Genomic DNA, 18023 nt, shown 5'->3' on the forward strand with positions numbered 1-18023 from the left:
TATTGTGCTAAAATAACATGAGATATAGTTTTTTTTAGGTGTATAAATCAATTTAAATAATGAGTAAAAAATTACTTGTCCCAGATATTGGTGAATTTGAAAAAGTTGAGGTTATTGAACTTTTAGTAAAAGTTGGAGATAAAATAAACTTAAATGATCCTATTGTTACTATTGAGAGTGATAAATCTAGCGTTGAAATTCCATCAACAGTCACTGGTATGGTAGAATCTGTAAATATTAAAGTGGGTGATAAAGTTTCTAAAGGGGATTTATTGTTAAGTGTTGAGTCTTCAAAAGAAAGCCCTTCAGAAAAGCCAATTCCTAAAGATACAGAAAGTATCATTAAACAAGCAGAATCAGTTTTAAAAAATGAAAAAAAAGAAGAGGCCACTGAACAAAGCCCAGTTGTGGAAAAAAAACAAACAATAATTCAGGTTACAAATGACAATGATATTGATCCATTAGAAACTCAAGATTGGTTAGAGTCTTTATCTGCAGTTGTTGAAAAAGATGGAAATCAAAGAGCTCATTTTTTGATAAAAGAATTAATTAACAAAGCATATCGAGAAGGTGCAAATATTCCTTATACACAGCACACTCCTTACATTAATACAATCCCACCAGAGGCAGAAGTTAAGTCTAATGGAGATCAGAATATTGAAAGAAGAATTAGATCTTTAATTAGATGGAATGCAGCAGCCATGGTTGTTAGAGCAAATAAAAAATTTCCTGAATTAGGTGGCCATATAGGTACTTTTGCATCAGCAGCAACACTTTATGATGTAGGAATGAATCATTTTTGGAGAGCTAAGAATAATAAATTTGGTGGTGATTTAGTTTATTTTCAAGGTCATAGTGCACCAGGTGTTTATGCTAGAGCATTTCTAGAAGGTAGATTAAATGAAAAACAATTAGATAGTTTTAGACAAGAAGTAAAACCAGGTGGACTTTCTTCATATCCACATCCTTGGTTGATGCCAAAGTTTTGGCAGTTTCCAACTGTATCAATGGGACTAGGGCCTATGCTTGCAATTTATCAGGCGAGATACATGAAATATTTAATTAACAGAGGATTAATTAAAGATGAAGGTAGAAAAGTTTGGGCATTTCTTGGTGATGGAGAAATGGATGAACCCGAATCTTTAGGTGCAATAGGATTAGCAGCTAGGGAAAAACTGGATAACTTAATATTTGTTGTAAACTGCAATCTTCAAAGATTAGATGGACCTGTCAGAGGTAATGGAAAAATTATTCAAGAGCTAGAAGGAAGTTTTAGAGGAGCTGGTTGGAATGTAATTAAAGTAATTTGGGGTTCTTACTGGGACTCATTGATTGCTAATGATAAAACAGGTCACTTAGTTAAAACTATGAATGAAACTGTTGATGGTGAATACCAAGCAATGAAAGCTAGAGATGGAGCTTATGTTAGAGAAAAATTTTTTGGGAAATACCCAGAGACTCAAGAGTTAGTTTCTAGTTTATCAGATAAAGATATTTGGAGATTAAATAGAGGTGGTCATGATCCTCATAAAGTTTATGCAGCATACGATCGGGCATCAAAAAACCAAGGTAGCCCAACGGTTATAATCGCTAAAACCATTAAGGGTTATGGTATGGGAAAAACAGGTGAAAGTGTTAATACTACTCATCAAACTAAAAAATTAGATGTAGATGATTTGCTATATTATAGAGATCGTTTTGATGTCCCATTAACAGATGAACAAGTAAAAAATGTTGAGTATTTCAAGCCTGATGAAAAATCATTAGAGATTAAATATATTAAAGAAAAGAGAATGAGACTTGGTGGTTTCTTACCTGAAAGAACAACATATTCAAAACCTATTAAAGCACCAGCAAAAGATATTTTCGATTTTATGAAAGTATCAACGGGTGAAAAAGAAATGTCTACAACCATGGCATTAGTTAGAATGTTTACAAATTTATTAAGAGACAAAAATATTTCACCCAGATTAGTTCCAATTATTCCTGATGAAGCAAGAACTTTTGGTATGGAAGGATTTTTTCAAAAAATAGGAATATATGCACACGAAGGTCAAAAGTATGAACCAGAAGATTCTGCTCAGTTAAGTTCTTACAGAGAAGAGAAAACTGGACAGGTTCTAGAAGAAGGAATTAATGAAGCTGGAGCAATGTCGTCATGGATTGCTGCTGCAACTTCCTACACTAATCATGATATTGAAATGATACCAATTTATATTTTTTATTCTATGTTTGGTTTTCAAAGAATAGGTGACCTTGCATGGGCAGGTGGAGATAGTCAGGCTAGAGGATTTTTAATTGGAGCAACAGCTGGAAGAACTACTTTAGCTGGTGAAGGACTACAACACCAGGATGGACACAGTCACTTGATAGCCTCAACAATACCAAATTGTGTGACATACGACCCAACTTTTCATTATGAGCTAGCTGTTATTTTTAGAGAAGGTTTGAGAAGAATGCATGAAAAAAATGAGAATGTTTTTTACTATATCACAACCATGAATGAAAATTATTCACATCCAAGCATACCAAAAGATAAGAATTGTGAAGAAGGAATTCTTAAAGGAATGTATAAAATTAAAGAGTTCAATAAATATAAAAAAACTAAAATTCAACTTTTAGGCTCTGGTACAATATTGAGAGAAATGATGGCTGCAGCAGAAATCCTTCAAAATGAATATCAGATAGATAGTGAAATCTGGAGTGTCACTAGTTTTAATGAGTTGAGAAAAGATGGTATGGAAGTTGAGAGATATAATCTTTTAAACCCTGATAAAGAACAAAAAGTTTCATTTGTAGAACAGTGCTTAGGAAAAACCGAAGGACCAATTTTGGCAGCTTCAGATTACATGAGAATGAATTCTGATCAAATCAGACCCTATACTAATAAAAGTTTTTATTCTTTAGGTACAGATGGTTATGGAAGAAGCGACACTAGAAAAAACCTTAGAAATTTTTTTGAAGTTGATAAAGAACATATTGTTGCTTATGGTCTTAGCGTACTAGCAAAAGAGCAACTAATAGCCTCAAAATATGCTAAAGAAGCCATAAAGAAGTATAATATTGATGGCAGCAAACCAATGCCAACAAAACTATAAGATGTCAGATAAAGAGATTAAAGTACCAAATATTGGCGAATTTAAAGACGTTGAGGTAATCGAAGTATTAGTTTCAAATGGTCAGTCAGTATCTAAAAATGATCCACTTATTACAATTGAGAGTGACAAATCTAGTGTTGAAATACCAGCTTCTTTTGACGGAAAGGTTAAGTCTGTTAAAATTAAACTAGGAGATAGGGTTTCAGAAGGTGATTTAATATTAACTGTAGAGCAATCTGGAGAAGAAGAAAAGAGTATAGAGCAAAAAACTATTAAAGAAGCAAAATCAGTTACAAATCAAAATCAAGAAGAAAAAATTGAAAAAGTTATACAAACACAAAATTTAATAAAAAAAGATAATTCAGAAGCTTCATCTGCAAGCCCAAAAGTACGTAAATTTGCTCGAGAGCTTGGGGTTAATATTAATGAGATAGTTGGCAGTGAAAGACAAGGAAGAATTGTAGAAGATGATGTAAAAAATTTTATATCCTCTAAAATTAATAAAACTTCAGATAAGACTGAAGCTCAACCTAAAAAAATTGTTAGTGAATTTTCCCATTCTGATTTTGGAGAAATTGAAGTTAAAGATATGCCTAGGGTTAAAAAATTAGCCTCTACGTATTTAGTTAATTCTTGGACTACAATACCTCATGTAACAAATCATGATGAAGCAGATATAACTGAAATGGAAGATTTTAGAACTTCACTTACTGATATGTATACAGGTGAAAAAAAAAAAATTACTCCCTTAGCTTTTATTGTTAAAGCTTTAGTTGCATCTTTAAAAAAGTTTCCTAGTTTCAACTCATCAATAGATGATATTGAAAATGGAAAAATAACAATGAAAAATTATTTTCATGTTGGAATTGCAGTCGACACACCACATGGTTTAATGGTGCCAAAAATTAGAAATGCTGACAACAAAAGTATTTCATATATTGGTAATGAATTGAAAACAGTAAGCGACCAATGTAGAAATTTAAAAATAGATAAGAAAGAATTCTTTGGAGGATCTATGACCATTACAAGTCTTGGAGGAATTGGAGGTTCATTTTTTACACCAATAATAAATTATCCTGAAGTTGCTATACTAGGAGTGGGTAAAGCACAAAAAAAACAAATTTTTTTCAATGGAAAATTTAAAATAAGAACAATGTTACCGCTTTCATTATCATATGATCATAGAATAATTGATGGAGCTGAAGCAGCTAGATTTAATAATGATCTAAAAGAAAATTTAGGCAAAAATTTTGCTTATAAATTAGCTGTATAAATTTTAATGTCAAAAACCTCATCATTATTTTGTGCATTACTTTGTACATTCATATGGGGAACAACTTTTATTGCTCAAGATACTGGAATGGACGACATTGGTCCTTTCACTTTTAATGCGGTTAGGTTTTTTGTAGGCTTTTTAGTAGTAGCCCCTTTAGCTTTTATTTTTGAAAGAAAAAATATCTCAAAATCAGTCCAAAGAAATCAAAAAGAATTTACCAACTTAGCTCTTTTAATAGGCCTATCTTTATTCTTAGGATCAGCACTTCAACAAGTGGCTTTACTCTATACAGATGTTGCTAATGCAGCGTTCTTTACTATTTTTTATGTACCAATGGTCCCGTTTATAATTTTTTTTATTTATAAAAAGCCAATTCACTGGAGTATTTGGCCTTCTGTTCTCCTTTGTGTTATGGGAGGCTATTTGCTAACTAATTTTTACAGTGCAACGGTTAGAACTGGTGATGCGCTTATAATAATGGGTGCATTTTTCTGGAGCACACACATTATCTTTACTGGTAAAATTATAGAAAACTACAATCTTCCATTAACAATTGGTGCAATTCAAACTTTAATTGTTGCCTCTTTATCATTAATTATAGGGTTAATTTTTGAAGACTTTATTTGGTCTAATATTCTTAAAGAAAAATTTCAAATCTTATATGCTGGAGTTTTATCTGGAGGCCTTGCATTTGTTTTGCAAATATATGCACAAAAAAATATATCCCCTGCTCCATCAGCAATAATTTTTTCTTTAGAGGGTGTTTTTGCAACAATTGCTGCTTGGATTTTATTAGATCAAATTTTAGATATAAATAATCTATTTGGGTGTTTATTTATTTTATTTGGTGTTTTATTTTCACAATTAGCACCAATATTAAAAAAAAATTAATTATATATTATTATAAATAAAATTATTGAAATAATAATTCTATAAATTACAAAAATATTTAAAGAAAATTTGTTTATGTAGTCTAGAAAAAACTTAACTGTAAAATAAGAAAATAAAAAAGAAAGAGTAATTGATATTAGTATAAGGTAGTTAAATTCAAAGTTTTGGCCAATAGCATTTTTTAATTGTAGTACACTTGCTCCAGCTATTGCAGGTATAGCTAGTAAAAAAGAAATTTTGCTTGAATCAAATCTATTAAATCTAAAAAGCCTTGCAGCTGTTATTGTAATTCCTGCCCTACTCACACCTGGTATTAAAGCAAGTATTTGAAACAAACCGATATATAGTATTGTTTTAAAATTTAGGTTGGAGGATATTTTTTTATCAAATTTACTTTTGTCTGCGAGATATAAAATAATTCCAAAAATTAATGTCGTCCAAGCAATTATCTTTAAATTATTTTCTAATAGACTAACTAGACCCGTGGAGCTGATTATGTACCCAGCTATTACAATTGGTATAGAGCCAATAATTAATAAAGATAATAATTTTTGATTATTTCTAAGGTCTAGTAGCTCTCTTCTAAAATAAAAGATTATTGCTAGTAAAGAGCCAAGATGGAGACTAACGTCAATCATTAGTGAGTTAGAATTAAACTTAAAGATTATTTCAACAATGTTTAAATGAGCAGATGAACTGATCGGCAAAAATTCTGATATGCCCTGAACTATTGATAGAATTATAATTTCAATAATATTTGAGAACATTTAAAGCTTCGTAGCTTAAATATTCGATGATTTAAACAATTCCATTTGAACATATTAGATATGCAAAAATTAAAATACAAAGAATTAACGGCATTTATTGTAAATTTAAGGTCATATATATTGACCTTGTTTGTCTTTTATTACACAAAACCTTGATATATGCTGGATTATTAAGGGGTATATATGTCAGAAAAAATGCTTAAATTTGTTAAAATAAGTCAACAAACTCCACCTAAAAGAGAAGTTGGCAACAGAAAAGAAGATTTTAACGAAATTTATAAAGAATTTATTAACGAAAAGGCAAGCGAACAATCTAGCAGATGCTCACAATGTGGAGTTCCTTTTTGTCAAGTACATTGTCCATTAAGTAATAATATCCCAGATTGGTTAAAATTAACTGCAGAGGGACGATTAAAAGAGGCATACGAATTATCTCAAAGCACTAACAACATGCCAGAGGTGTGTGGAAGAATATGTCCACAAGATAGATTGTGTGAAGGAAATTGTGTAATCGAACAATCGGGACATGGAACAGTAACTATAGGTTCAGTTGAGAAGTATATTACCGATAATGCTTGGGAACAAGGCTGGGTAAACCCAATAAAAGTTAAAAATGAAAAGAGTCAAAGTATTGGAATTATAGGAGCTGGTCCAGCTGGTCTGGCTGCTGCGGAGCAGTTACGTAAGTTAGGGTACCAAATCACAGTATACGATCGATATGATAGAGCTGGTGGTTTAATGATTTATGGGATCCCAAATTTTAAGCTAGAAAAATTTGTTGTAGAAAGAAGAACCAAATTACTTGAAGAGGGTGGAATTAAGTTTGTTCAAAATTTTGAAGTTGGAAAAGATGCTACATTAGAGCAGTTAAGAAAAAGACATGATGTTCTTTTAATTGCAACTGGAGTTTATAAAGCTCGAGAAATAGATCTACCAGGAAAAGATTTAGGAAATATTTTTCCAGCTATGGAATTTTTAACAGCTTCTAATAAAAAAGGATTAGGAGATAAAGTAGAGTTATTTGATAATGGAACTTTAAATGCTGAAGGAAAAAATATTGTTGTGATTGGAGGAGGTGACACTGCAATGGATTGTGTTAGGACTTCAATTAGACAAAAAGCAAAATCAGTTAAATGCCTTTACAGAAGAGACAAAGAAAATATGCCTGGATCAGCTAGAGAGGTAGCTAATGCAGAGGAAGAAGGAGTAGAGTTTGTATGGCTATCTAGTCCCAAAGAATTTATAGGAACAAATAAAGTTGAAGGTTTGATGGTGGATAAAATCAAACTTGGCGAACCTGACGATAGTGGTAGACGTAAACCTGAAATTAAGAACAATTCTCACTTTAATATTAAAGCGGATGTAGTAATCAAGGCTCTTGGCTTTGATCCAGAAAATTTACCAAAACTATTTGGTTCTGAGGATTTGCAAGTTACTAAATGGGGAACATTAAAAACTAATTTTGATACAATGGAGACAAATTTATCAGGCGTCTTTGCAGCAGGAGATATTATTAGAGGAGCATCTTTAGTTGTCTGGGCTATAAAAGATGGAAGAGACGTAGCAGTATCAATAAAAAATTTTTTAGAGATTAAAGAACTCAGTAAAGAGAAGGTTGCTTGATGAAAAATTATAAAAAAAATCTTAAAATTCTTGAAGATGGTCATGTTTATTCAAAAGAAATGGAGCATGATGCTTGTGGAGTAGGGTTAATTGCTTCTACAGAAGGTAAAAAATCAAGGAAAGTAGTAGAATATGGAATTAATGCTCTAAAAGCGGTTTGGCATAGAGGAGCTGTTGATGCTGATGGAAAAACAGGTGATGGAGCTGGAATCCACTTAGAAATTCCTTCAGATTTCTTTGCTGAAAAAATAGAAATCACAGGTCATGACCATGATGGTTCAGAAATTTGTGTGGGTATGATTTTTTTACCCAGAAATAATTATCAAGCACAAGAAAATGCAAGAACTTTAGTTGAAAGTGAATTAACAAAAAGTAATTTTAGTATTTATGGATGGAGACAGGTTCCAGTAAATCCAAAAGTTTTAGGTGAAAAAGCAAATCTTACAAGACCAGAAATTACCCAAGTATTATTCAAACATAATAATAAAAATTTAACAGAAAAAGAATTAGAAAGAAAAATTTATGAATCTAGAAGAAAAATTGAAAAAGAAGCTATTAAAGATGCGATAGAAGGTTTTTATATTTGTTCACTAAGTTCTAAGTCAGTTATTTATAAGGGAATGTTTCTAGCAGAGTCTATTGCAGATTTTTATTTAGATTTAAATGATGAGAGGTTTATATCTCGATTTGCAATATTTCATCAAAGGTTTTCAACAAACACAGCACCAAGCTGGGATCTGGCACAACCTTTTAGAGCACTAGCTCATAATGGAGAAATAAATACATTTAAAGGAAATACAAACTGGATGAAAGTTCATGAGCAAGAAATGAATAGTCCATTATTTGATAATATGGAAAATTTAAAACCAGTTATACAACCAGGATCATCAGACTCTGCTGCACTGGATAGTGTTTTTGAACTTTTAAATATTTCTGGCCAATCAGCGCCTCTTGCAAAATTAATGTTAATTCCAGACGCATGGTCTAAAAAAAGTCAAACATTATCAAAAGATCACCAACAACTATTTAATTTTTTAAACAGTACAATGGAGCCATGGGATGGACCAGCTGCTATTGCAGCTACCGATAATGAATGGGCCATTGTAGCTGCTGATAGAAATGGGTTACGCCCAATGAGATATACTATTTCAAAAGACAAAATATTGTGTGCAGGATCAGAAACAGGAATGGTTGAAATTGATGAGAAGCAAATTCTTAAAAAAGGCAGATTAGGACCTGGAGAAATTCTTGGAGTTAGAATAGCTAAAGGTAAAGTATTTTCTAATGTTGAAATAAAAGATTATTTGGCAAAAGAGTTTAAACATTTTAACAATCAGATAATTGATTTAGAAAAAAAATTTCCAATAAAAAATGAAAAATCTACTTTTTCAGGTGATGAACTAAAAAAAAGACAACATACATTTGGTTATAGTTTAGAGGATTTAGAGCTTATTCTTCACCCCATGGCAGAAGACGCAAAAGAGGCCATTGGTTCCATGGGTGATGACACTCCACTTGCAGTATTGTCTGACCGTTATAGACCGCTCTACCATTTTTTTAGACAAAATTTTAGTCAAGTTACAAACCCACCAATTGATTCTTTAAGAGAAAATAAAGTTATGAGTTTAAAAACTCGTTTTGGTAATCTTGGAAATATTTTAGATTTTACTAATTTAACAGAGGAAAATATATATGTTTTAGACAGCCCCATATTGTCAAATTCTCAATTAGAAAAATTTATTAATTTTTTTGGCCAAAAATCAATAACTATTGATTGTACTTTTGATAAAAGTGAAAATCTTGAAACCTCTATTGAGAGAATTAGAAAAGAGTCTGAAATTGCAGTTCGACAAGGCCTTACTCAATTAGTTTTAAGTGATAAAAATATTTCTGAAAAAAGATTACCCATTCCAATGCTATTGAGTGTTGGTGCAATAAATACTTATCTTATTAAAAAAAAATTAAGAGGTTATGCATCAATTAATGCTCAAACTGGAGAAGCATTAGATACACATTCATTTGCAACACTTATAGGCGTTGGGGCTACAACAGTTAATCCTTATTTAGCACTGGATAGTTTATATCAAAGGTTTGAAAAAAAATTATTTGGAAAGTTTGAGTACGATGAATGTATAGAGAGATATATAAAATCGGTAAATTATGGGCTTCTGAAAATAATGTCAAAAATGGGAATTTCAGTCATAAGTTCTTATAGAGGTGGATGTAATTTTGAAACAGTTGGTTTGAGTAGAACTGTAGCATCAGAGTATTTTCCAGGAATTTTATCAAAAATTTCAGGTATAGGTTTAAATGGAATAGAAAAAAAATTAAGAACTATTCACAAAGAAGCATTTGAAGGTACGGATACAGTTTTGCCAATTGGGGGAATTTATAGATATAGAAAGAATGGTGAAACTCATCAATATCAAGGTAAGCTTATTCATCTTTTACAAAGTGCAGTTTCATCAAATTCTTTTGAAGCTTATAAAAAATATGCAAAAGGTATTTATAATCTTCCACCTATACACCTTAGAGATTTGATTGGATTTAGAGATAAAAATTTAAACCCGTCCTTAGATATTTCAGAAGTAGAACCAATTGAAAATATTTTAACAAGATTTGGAAGTGGAAGTATGTCTCATGGTGCATTATCGAAAGAAGCACACGAAACTTTAGCCATAGGAATGAATAGAATTAAAGGAGCCTCTTGTAGTGGTGAAGGTGGTGAAGATGAAAAAAGATTTATTAAGATGGAAAATGGTGACAGTGCTAACTCTAGAGTTAAACAAATAGCTTCAGCAAGATTTGGAGTAACACTTAAATATCTAAATAACTGTAACGAAATAGAGATTAAAATTGCACAAGGGGCAAAGCCTGGTGAGGGAGGTCAGTTACCAGGGTTTAAAGTCACAGAAGAAATTGCTAAATTAAGGCACTCAACACCAGGTGTAACCTTAATATCACCACCACCTCACCATGATATTTATTCTATCGAGGATTTAGCTCAATTAATTTATGATCTTAAACAAGCAAATCCAAAAGCAAGAGTTGGAGTAAAATTAGTAGCATCATCAGGTATAGGAACAATTGCAGCTGGTGTGGCTAAAGCTAAAGCAGATATAATTTTAATTTCTGGACATAATGGAGGAACAGGAGCAACACCACAAACAAGTGTTAAATATGTTGGGATACCTTGGGAGATGGGTTTAACTGAGGCTAATCAAGTTTTAACTTTAAATAATTTAAGACATAAAGTTACTCTAAGAACAGATGGTGGAATTAAAACAGGAAGAGATGTTGTTATTGCAGCCATGATGGGGGCGGAAGAATATGGAGTAGCAACTACAGCTTTAGTAGCCATGGGATGTATAATGGTTAGACAGTGCCACTCAAACACATGTCCAGTTGGAGTTTGTACTCAAGATGAAAAACTAAGAGATAAATTTTCTGGTACACCAGAAAAGGTAGTTAACTTATTTAAATTCATAGCTGAGGAAGTAAGAGAAATTTTAGCGCAGATAGGATTTAAATCATTGAATGAAATAATTGGTAGGACTGACTTATTAAGACAGGTAAGCAAAGCATCACCAAACTTAGACGATTTAGATCTAAATCCTTTATTTGTTCAAACAGATGCTGGTGAGAATACGAGGTACTGTACAGTTCCAGAAATAAATTCTGTTCCAGATACTTTAGATCAAGAAATTTTACCTGAAATTAAAGAACAAATTGGAAAAATAAAAGTTATTGAAAAAGAATATATTATTAAGAATACTCATAGGACTGTTGGTACAAGAATTTCTAATCATCTTTATGAAAAATATGGATCTGAAAAACTAGAAGATAGCTTTTTATCTTTAAAATTTAAAGGATCAGCAGGGCAATCATTTGGAGCATTTGGAATTAAAGGTTTAAAACTTATTTTAAAAGGTGACGCTAATGATTATGTTGGTAAAGGTTTGTCAGGAGCAACAGTAGTAGTTAAACTTCCAGATGAAAGTAATTTAGTTTCACATGAGAATACCATAATAGGAAATACGGTTTTGTATGGAGCAACATCTGGAAAACTTTTTGCAGCAGGTCAAGCTGGAGAAAGGTATGCCGTAAGAAATTCAGGATCAATTTCAGTTATTGAAGGCTGTGATTCTAATGCTTGTGAATATATGACGGGTGGTACAGTTGTAGTTTTGGGTGATGTAGGAGACAATTTTGGAGCTGGAATGACAGGTGGAATGGCGTTTATTTACGATATAAATAAGAAATTCGACAAAAAAGTGAACCCAGAGACTGTAGTATGGCAAACGCCAGAAACGGATCATTGGATAGCTTATTTAAAAAATTTAGTACAAGAGCATTACAAGGAGACAAATTCAGATTTTTCTAAAAAGATAATAGAAAATTTTGATAATGAAATTTCTAATTTTATACAAGTTTGTCCAAAAGAAATGATTGATAAGCTAAAAAACCCAATAAGTTTAAAATCTATTATAAAAGAAGTTAGTTAAAATGAAGAATATAAATATTTTTTGTTTTGGTTTTGGTCAAGTAGCAAAAAATTTTATAAAGAAGCTTAATATTGAACAATATAATATTAACTTATCAGCAACTTCTAGAAGTGAATCTTCAAAAAAAATATTCAATGGTATTAGTTATAATAGTTATCTATTTAATGGTGATGAATTTGATCAAAAGTTAGTTGTAAAATTAAAAGAAGCAGATCATATCTTAGTTTCTATACCACCAGAAAATCAAGAAGATATAGTTGTAAAAAATTTTTCTAAATTTATAGAGAACTCCAAAGTAAAATGGATAACCTACCTATCGGCCACTAGTATTTATGGTGATCATAATGGTGAATGGGTAAATGAAAATAGCAAAACAAACCCAATCTCAATTAATGGTATCGCAAGATTAAAAGCTGAAAATGCATGGGTTTCTTTAGAAAAAAATAACAAAATACCAGTTCAAATATTTAGGTTATCTGGAATTTATTCTAATGAAAAAAATATTTTAATACGTCTAAAATCAGGAAGTGTGAAATTGATCAATAAAAAAAATCATTATTTTTCTAGAATTCATGTGGATGATATTTCAAATATATTATTCAAATCTTTATCAAAATTTAAGTCAGGAGAAATATATAATCTATCTGATGATAAACCATCCACATCTGAAGATGTTACTTTATTTGGAGCAAAAATGTTAAATATTGAAGTTGATCAAATTAAAAGTGAGATGTTGAAAAATTTTTATAATGAGTCTAAAAAAGTTAGTAATAAAAAGATGAAAAGTTATTTTAACTATAATTTAAAATTTCCAAGCTATATAGAAGGATTAAACCATATTAGAAGTAATTTTATCTAGTTCTAAGAGTATTCTCTTTAAGCCCTGTTTGCTTGATAAGCTGTGATCACCATTTTTTATTATTACTAATTTTTTATTAGCTTTAGTAAATAGTTTAAGAACTTTTCTCGAATAACTTGTTGGAACAACTTCATCTTTACTTCCGTGAATCATAGTTACATTGATGCTGGATTTAATTTTTTTATTTAAGATTTTATTTTTTCTACCATCTTTTATTAACTGATAAGTGATTGGATACTCATAATTACCATGTTTTAAATTATAAATTCCTTTCTTTATAGTTTCGTTCTTCATTTTTTTTGAGAACTTTTTCCACATTAGGTTTTGTAAAAACTCTGGAGCCGAACCAATTCCTAAAAAACCTTTAATTTGATCTTTAAAATATTTAAATTGATTTAAGGAGAGCCATGCACCCATACTCGAGCCAACTAAGATAAATTTATTTTTTTTAACTATTTTTTTAATTACAGTTTCAACTTCTTTTGACCATTGAGTGATATTTCCTTTTGTAAATTTTCCTGAGGATTTTCCATGACCAGAATATTCGAGAGCAAGAAAGCCAAGTTTATTTTTTTTAGCAAATTTTAATATAGTCTGAGGTTTTTCACCTTCAATACTTGACATAAAACCATGTAAAAAAACAATATAGAGATTATCTTTATATTCTTTACTTAAGTATCTTATTTCCTTGTTATTAAGGACCCTAATGTATTTAAATTTATTCATATGAGTTTATTAGAATTAATTCTTAATATATAGTTCTATCAAATGTCTTCAGAATTAAAAGTATTGCAAGTAATTCCTAAACTTGGATATGGGGGTGCAGAAACAGGCTGTTACGATCTTGCACACTATTTACCAGAAAATAATTGTAGTTCTTATATAGTAACTAGCGGAGGAGAATTATTAAAATTTATTGATAGAAAAAAAGTAAAATTAATAAAACTTCCCGTCCATAGTAAAAATCCATTTTTAATGCTCTTTAATTCAATAGCTTTGATTTTTATTATTTTACTAAATAATATATCTATTGTTCATGTAAGAAGTCGTGCTCCAGCTTGGTCTTGTTTGTTTGCAACAAAAATTACAAGAAGAAAGTTTGTTACAACCTTTCATGGTACTTATAATTTTAAAAACTCAATTAAAAAATTTTATAATTCAGTAATGGTTAGATCAGATTTAATAATAGCAGGATCAAATTTTATTTTTTCACATATTAATCAAAATTATCCGAAATATTTAGATTTAAAAAAAAAATTCTTAGTAATTTTTAGGGGTATTAATGTCGATTATTTTGATTCATCAACAACTTTAGACAGTGAAGAAAACAGCCTCATTTCAGATTGGGAAGTTGATAAAAATAAAAAAATAATCCTAATGCCAGGTCGTTTAACTGCCTGGAAAGGACAGGAGACATTTATTGAAGCATTAAATCTTGTTAATAAAGAATTAGGATATGATTCTTTTAATGCTGTTATTTTGGGTAGCGATCAAGGAAGAGACATTTATACAAAAAAAATTAAAAGATTGGCTGAGCAATATAGGCTAACTAGTCAATTAAAATTTATAGAACATTGTAAAAATATGCCATTAGCCTACAAAATATCAGACATTGTTGTTTCGGCCTCAGTAGAACCTGAAGCTTTTGGAAGGGTAGCAGTTGAAGCTCAATCAATGGAAAAACCAATAATAGCAAGCGATATTGGGGGGTCTAACGAAACTATTACTGATAATGTGACGGGTTTTTTATTTCAGTCTGGTAATGCAAAAGCTTTGAGTAAAAAAATAGTAGAAGCCTTACAATTAGATGAATCTAGATTGAAATCTATTGGTATAGAAGGTAGAAAAAATATAATTAAAAAATTTAATGTTGAAAAAATGTGTTTTTCTACATATTCAGAATACAAAAAATTATTGAATTAAATGCCATTAATAACATTGCCAGATGGAAACACTATTGAATTTCCAAATAAAGTAACAGGACTTGAGGTTGCTGAAAAGATTAGTAAATCTTTATCAAAGCAGGCAACTATTATTAGTGTTAATGAAGAGCTTAAAGATTTAAGTTTTGTTATAGATGAAGACTGCTCAATTAAAATTTTTACTTCAAAAGATAAAGAAGGTTTAGAAACTATTCGTCATGACACGGCCCATATAACTGCAATGGCTGTTCAAGAACTCTTTCCAGGAACACAAGTTACAATTGGTCCAATTATAGAAAATGGATTTTATTATGATTTTTCAAGGAAAGAACCTTTTACAGAGGATGATTTAAATAAAATTGAAAATAAAATGAAAGAAATTGTTGATAGAGACGTCCCAACTACAAGAGTAGTTTGGAAAAGAGATAAGGCCATATCTCATTTCAAGGATAAAGGAGAAATATACAAGGCTGAAATTATTGAAGGTATTCCACAAGGTGAAGATGTGTCTATATATTTTCATGGAGACTGGCATGATTTATGCAAAGGCCCTCATCTGTCTTCAACAGGAAAAATTGGTAAATACTTTAAATTAACAAAGGTATCAGGAGCTTATTGGAGAGGTGACTCAAATAATGAAATGCTACAAAGAATTTATGGAACAAGTTGGGCATCACAAAAAGACTTAGATGAATATTTAAAAAGAATAGAAGAAGCGGAAAAAAGAGACCATAGAAAACTTGGAAAAGAAATGGATTTATTTCACTTTAGGGAAGAAAGTCCAGGATCAGTATTTTGGCATGAAAAAGGTTGGAAGTTATTTCAAAAATTAGTTGCATACATGAGAGCTAGACAAGAAAAAGCTGGCTATAAAGAAGTAAATACTCCTGAAATTTTAGATAGATATCTATGGGAAAAATCTGGCCACTGGGAAAAATATGGAGAGCACATGTATACCTCTCAAACACCAGATGAAAAAATATTTGCAATAAAACCAATGAATTGTCCAGGACACGTACAGGTTTTTAATCAAGGCTTAAAAAGTTATCGAGATCTTCCTTTAAGAATTTCAGAATTTGGAAAAGTACACAGGTATGAGCCCTCAGGTGCTTTACATGGACTATTAAGAGTTAGAGCCTTTACCCAAGATGATGCTCATATTTTTTGCACAGAAGATCAAATTACATCAGAGTGTTTGATTGTTACAAATTTGATTTTAGATATCTATAAAGATCTTGGATTTGAAGATGTAATATTAAAATATTCAGATAGACCAGATTTAAGAGTTGGTGATGATAATGTTTGGGACAAAGCCGAAAAAGCTTTATTAGATGCAGTTAAAGCTTCAAAGCTTGAATACACAATTAACAAAGGAGAGGGAGCATTCTATGGTCCAAAAATTGAATTTGTTTTAAGAGATGCCATTGGTAGAGATTGGCAATGTGGAACTTTACAGGTAGATCTTAATTTACCAGGAAGACTAGATGCTTCTTTTGTTGATAAAGATGGAACTAAAAAAATTCCAGTAATGCTTCACAGGGCGTTATTTGGATCATTAGAAAGATTTATTGGAATTCTTATAGAAAACTATGCAGGTAAATTTCCATTTTGGATAGCTCCTTTACAGGCTGTTGTAATTCCGATTTCAGAAGAGTTTGATTCTTATGCAAAAGAAGTAAATGAAAAGATTAATAATGAAGGCATAAGCTCTGAAGTAGATTTAAAAAACCATAACCTGAATTATAAAATTAGAGAACATTCTTTATCTAAAATACCACTTTTGTTAATTTGTGGTAAAAAAGAAGTTGACAGTAACTCAGTAACGATTAGAAGATTAGATACTAACAAACAAGAAAATATGGAATTAAACTTATTTTTAAAAAAATTCTCAGCTTTAAATAAAGCACCCTCAAACTAAGTGGCAGATTTTAAAGGAAATTACTTTCAAAGAAGAACAAAAGACAGAGGACCTAAGTCCAATAATAGGATTACTGCACCAGAAGTTCAGGTAATTGGAAGTGATGGCGATAACATAGGAATATTAAATACTAATGAGGCCATATCAATGGCTAAAGAGCAAGGATTGGATTTAATTGAAATAGCTCCAAACGCAAAACCACCTGTATGTAAAATTATTGATATGGGTAAATTTAAATATGACGCTCAAAAAAAAGCAAATGTTGCTAAAAAGAAACAAAAAATTGTTTTATTAAAAGAAATTAAAATGAGACCAGTTACAGAAACTCATGATTATGATTTTAAGGTTAAAAATGCTAAAAAATTTATTGGAAAAGGTGACAAGGTAAAATTTACAATACGATTTAAGGGTAGAGAGCTACAACACTCACACTTAGGTAGAGAATTAATGGATAAAATAAAAGCTGATATGCAAGATATTGGCAAAGTCGAATTGCACCCAAAGTTTGATGGGAAGCAAATGATCATGGTTATTCAGCCTTTATAAGGCTTAATAGAGGTTGTAAATCCATTCCAATATTTGTATAAGTCCGCAGAATTATGCCAAAATTAAAAACTAAAAGTTCAGCAAAGAAACGATTTAAGATCTCAGCTACAGGAAAAGTTATGATGGCTCAAGCTGGAAAGAGACATGGCATGATAAAAAGAACAAATTCACAAATTAGAAAATTAAGAGGCACGACTGCTATGTCAAAACAAGATGGCAAAATAGTTAAATCATACATGCCTTACAGTTTAAGAGGATAAAATGGCTAGAGTAAAAAGAGGTGTAACAAGTCACGCTAAACATAAAAAAGTTTTAAAAGCTGTCAAAGGTCAATGGGGCAGAAGAAAAAATACTATAAGAGTTGCAAAGCAAGCCATGGAAAAAGCTATGCAATATGCTTACAGAGACCGTAGAACTAAAAAAAGAGAATTCAAATCTTTATGGATACAAAGAATTAATGCAGGTGTTAGATCTGAAGGATTAACTTATTCAAAATTTATTAATGGCTTAACTAAATGTGGAATTAAGTTAGATAGAAAAATACTAGCTGAAATAGCATACGATAGCCCAGAAGCCTTTAAAACGATCGTTCAAAAAGCTCAATCGGCACTAAATTAA

The 18023-nt window shown here is 30.8% G+C and carries 13 protein-coding genes; 11 read left to right on the forward strand and 2 right to left on the reverse strand.

Annotated features, from left to right (window positions below):
• The first annotated feature begins 59 nt into the window (after positions 1–59).
• The 3 genes from aceE to AC5YGC_RS00140 are packed head-to-tail and all read left to right on the forward strand — an operon-like array spanning position 60 to position 5265.
• Complete coding sequence (aceE, locus tag AC5YGC_RS00130; RefSeq protein WP_496139645.1) at positions 60–3098, forward strand: pyruvate dehydrogenase (acetyl-transferring), homodimeric type; 3039 nt, start codon at positions 60–62, stop codon at positions 3096–3098.
• 1 nt (position 3099) lies between these two features.
• Positions 3100–4371, forward strand: a complete 1272-nt coding sequence (locus AC5YGC_RS00135; RefSeq protein WP_496140322.1) for a 2-oxo acid dehydrogenase subunit E2 — start codon at positions 3100–3102, stop codon at positions 4369–4371.
• A 6-nt stretch (positions 4372–4377) separates the two neighbouring features.
• Positions 4378–5265: an EamA family transporter gene (locus AC5YGC_RS00140; protein WP_496139646.1), complete on the forward strand. Its 888-nt coding sequence runs from the start codon at positions 4378–4380 to the stop codon at positions 5263–5265.
• On the opposite strand, the gene AC5YGC_RS00145 is transcribed toward AC5YGC_RS00140, so the two are convergent.
• Positions 5262–6032 (reverse strand): undecaprenyl-diphosphate phosphatase, encoded by a 771-nt coding sequence (locus AC5YGC_RS00145; protein ID WP_496139647.1) that lies wholly within the window; start codon positions 6030–6032, stop codon positions 5262–5264. The two genes, AC5YGC_RS00140 and AC5YGC_RS00145, sit on opposite strands and share 4 nt — an antisense overlap.
• Positions 6033–6215: 183 nt before the next feature.
• Between AC5YGC_RS00145 and AC5YGC_RS00150 the strand changes: the two genes are divergently transcribed.
• From AC5YGC_RS00150 to AC5YGC_RS00160, 3 genes are read left to right on the forward strand one after another with little or no spacing between them, the layout of a single operon-like run.
• Positions 6216–7655, forward strand: a complete 1440-nt coding sequence (locus AC5YGC_RS00150; protein WP_496139648.1) for a glutamate synthase small subunit GltD family protein — start codon at positions 6216–6218, stop codon at positions 7653–7655.
• The gene (gene gltB / locus AC5YGC_RS00155) at positions 7655–12160 is read left to right on the forward strand and encodes a glutamate synthase large subunit (protein WP_496139649.1); all 4506 of its coding nucleotides are present in this window, start codon (positions 7655–7657) and stop codon (positions 12158–12160) included. The genes AC5YGC_RS00150 and gltB overlap by 1 nt, the downstream gene beginning before the upstream one ends.
• 1 nt (position 12161) lies before the next feature.
• Complete coding sequence (locus AC5YGC_RS00160; RefSeq protein WP_496139650.1) at positions 12162–13019, forward strand: NAD-dependent epimerase/dehydratase family protein; 858 nt, start codon at positions 12162–12164, stop codon at positions 13017–13019.
• Here AC5YGC_RS00160 and AC5YGC_RS00165 read toward each other — a convergent pair.
• A complete protein-coding gene (locus AC5YGC_RS00165; RefSeq protein ID WP_496139651.1) occupies positions 12990–13745 on the reverse strand; it encodes an alpha/beta fold hydrolase in 756 nt (251 codons plus the stop codon). The two genes, AC5YGC_RS00160 and AC5YGC_RS00165, sit on opposite strands and share 30 nt — an antisense overlap.
• Before the next feature lie 42 nt (positions 13746–13787).
• Between AC5YGC_RS00165 and AC5YGC_RS00170 the strand changes: the two genes are divergently transcribed.
• From AC5YGC_RS00170 to rplT, 5 genes are read left to right on the forward strand one after another with little or no spacing between them, the layout of a single operon-like run.
• Positions 13788–14942 carry a glycosyltransferase gene (locus tag AC5YGC_RS00170; protein ID WP_496139652.1) on the forward strand — a complete coding sequence of 385 codons (1155 nt, stop codon included), beginning with the start codon at positions 13788–13790 and terminating at the stop codon, positions 14940–14942.
• Positions 14943–16859: a threonine--tRNA ligase gene (gene thrS / locus AC5YGC_RS00175; protein ID WP_496139653.1), complete on the forward strand. Its 1917-nt coding sequence runs from the start codon at positions 14943–14945 to the stop codon at positions 16857–16859. It begins immediately after the preceding gene.
• Entirely contained in the window at positions 16860–17405 is a 546-nt protein-coding gene (infC, locus tag AC5YGC_RS00180) for a translation initiation factor IF-3 (protein WP_415271905.1), read from the forward strand. It begins immediately after the preceding gene.
• A gap of 53 nt (positions 17406–17458) precedes the next feature.
• Complete coding sequence (gene rpmI / locus AC5YGC_RS00185) at positions 17459–17665, forward strand: 50S ribosomal protein L35 (protein WP_006997462.1); 207 nt, start codon at positions 17459–17461, stop codon at positions 17663–17665.
• Position 17666: 1 nt separating this feature from the next.
• The gene (rplT, locus tag AC5YGC_RS00190) at positions 17667–18023 is read left to right on the forward strand and encodes a 50S ribosomal protein L20 (RefSeq protein WP_168606836.1); all 357 of its coding nucleotides are present in this window, start codon (positions 17667–17669) and stop codon (positions 18021–18023) included.

It is taken from the genome of Candidatus Pelagibacter sp. uisw_138 (assembly GCF_059512485.2).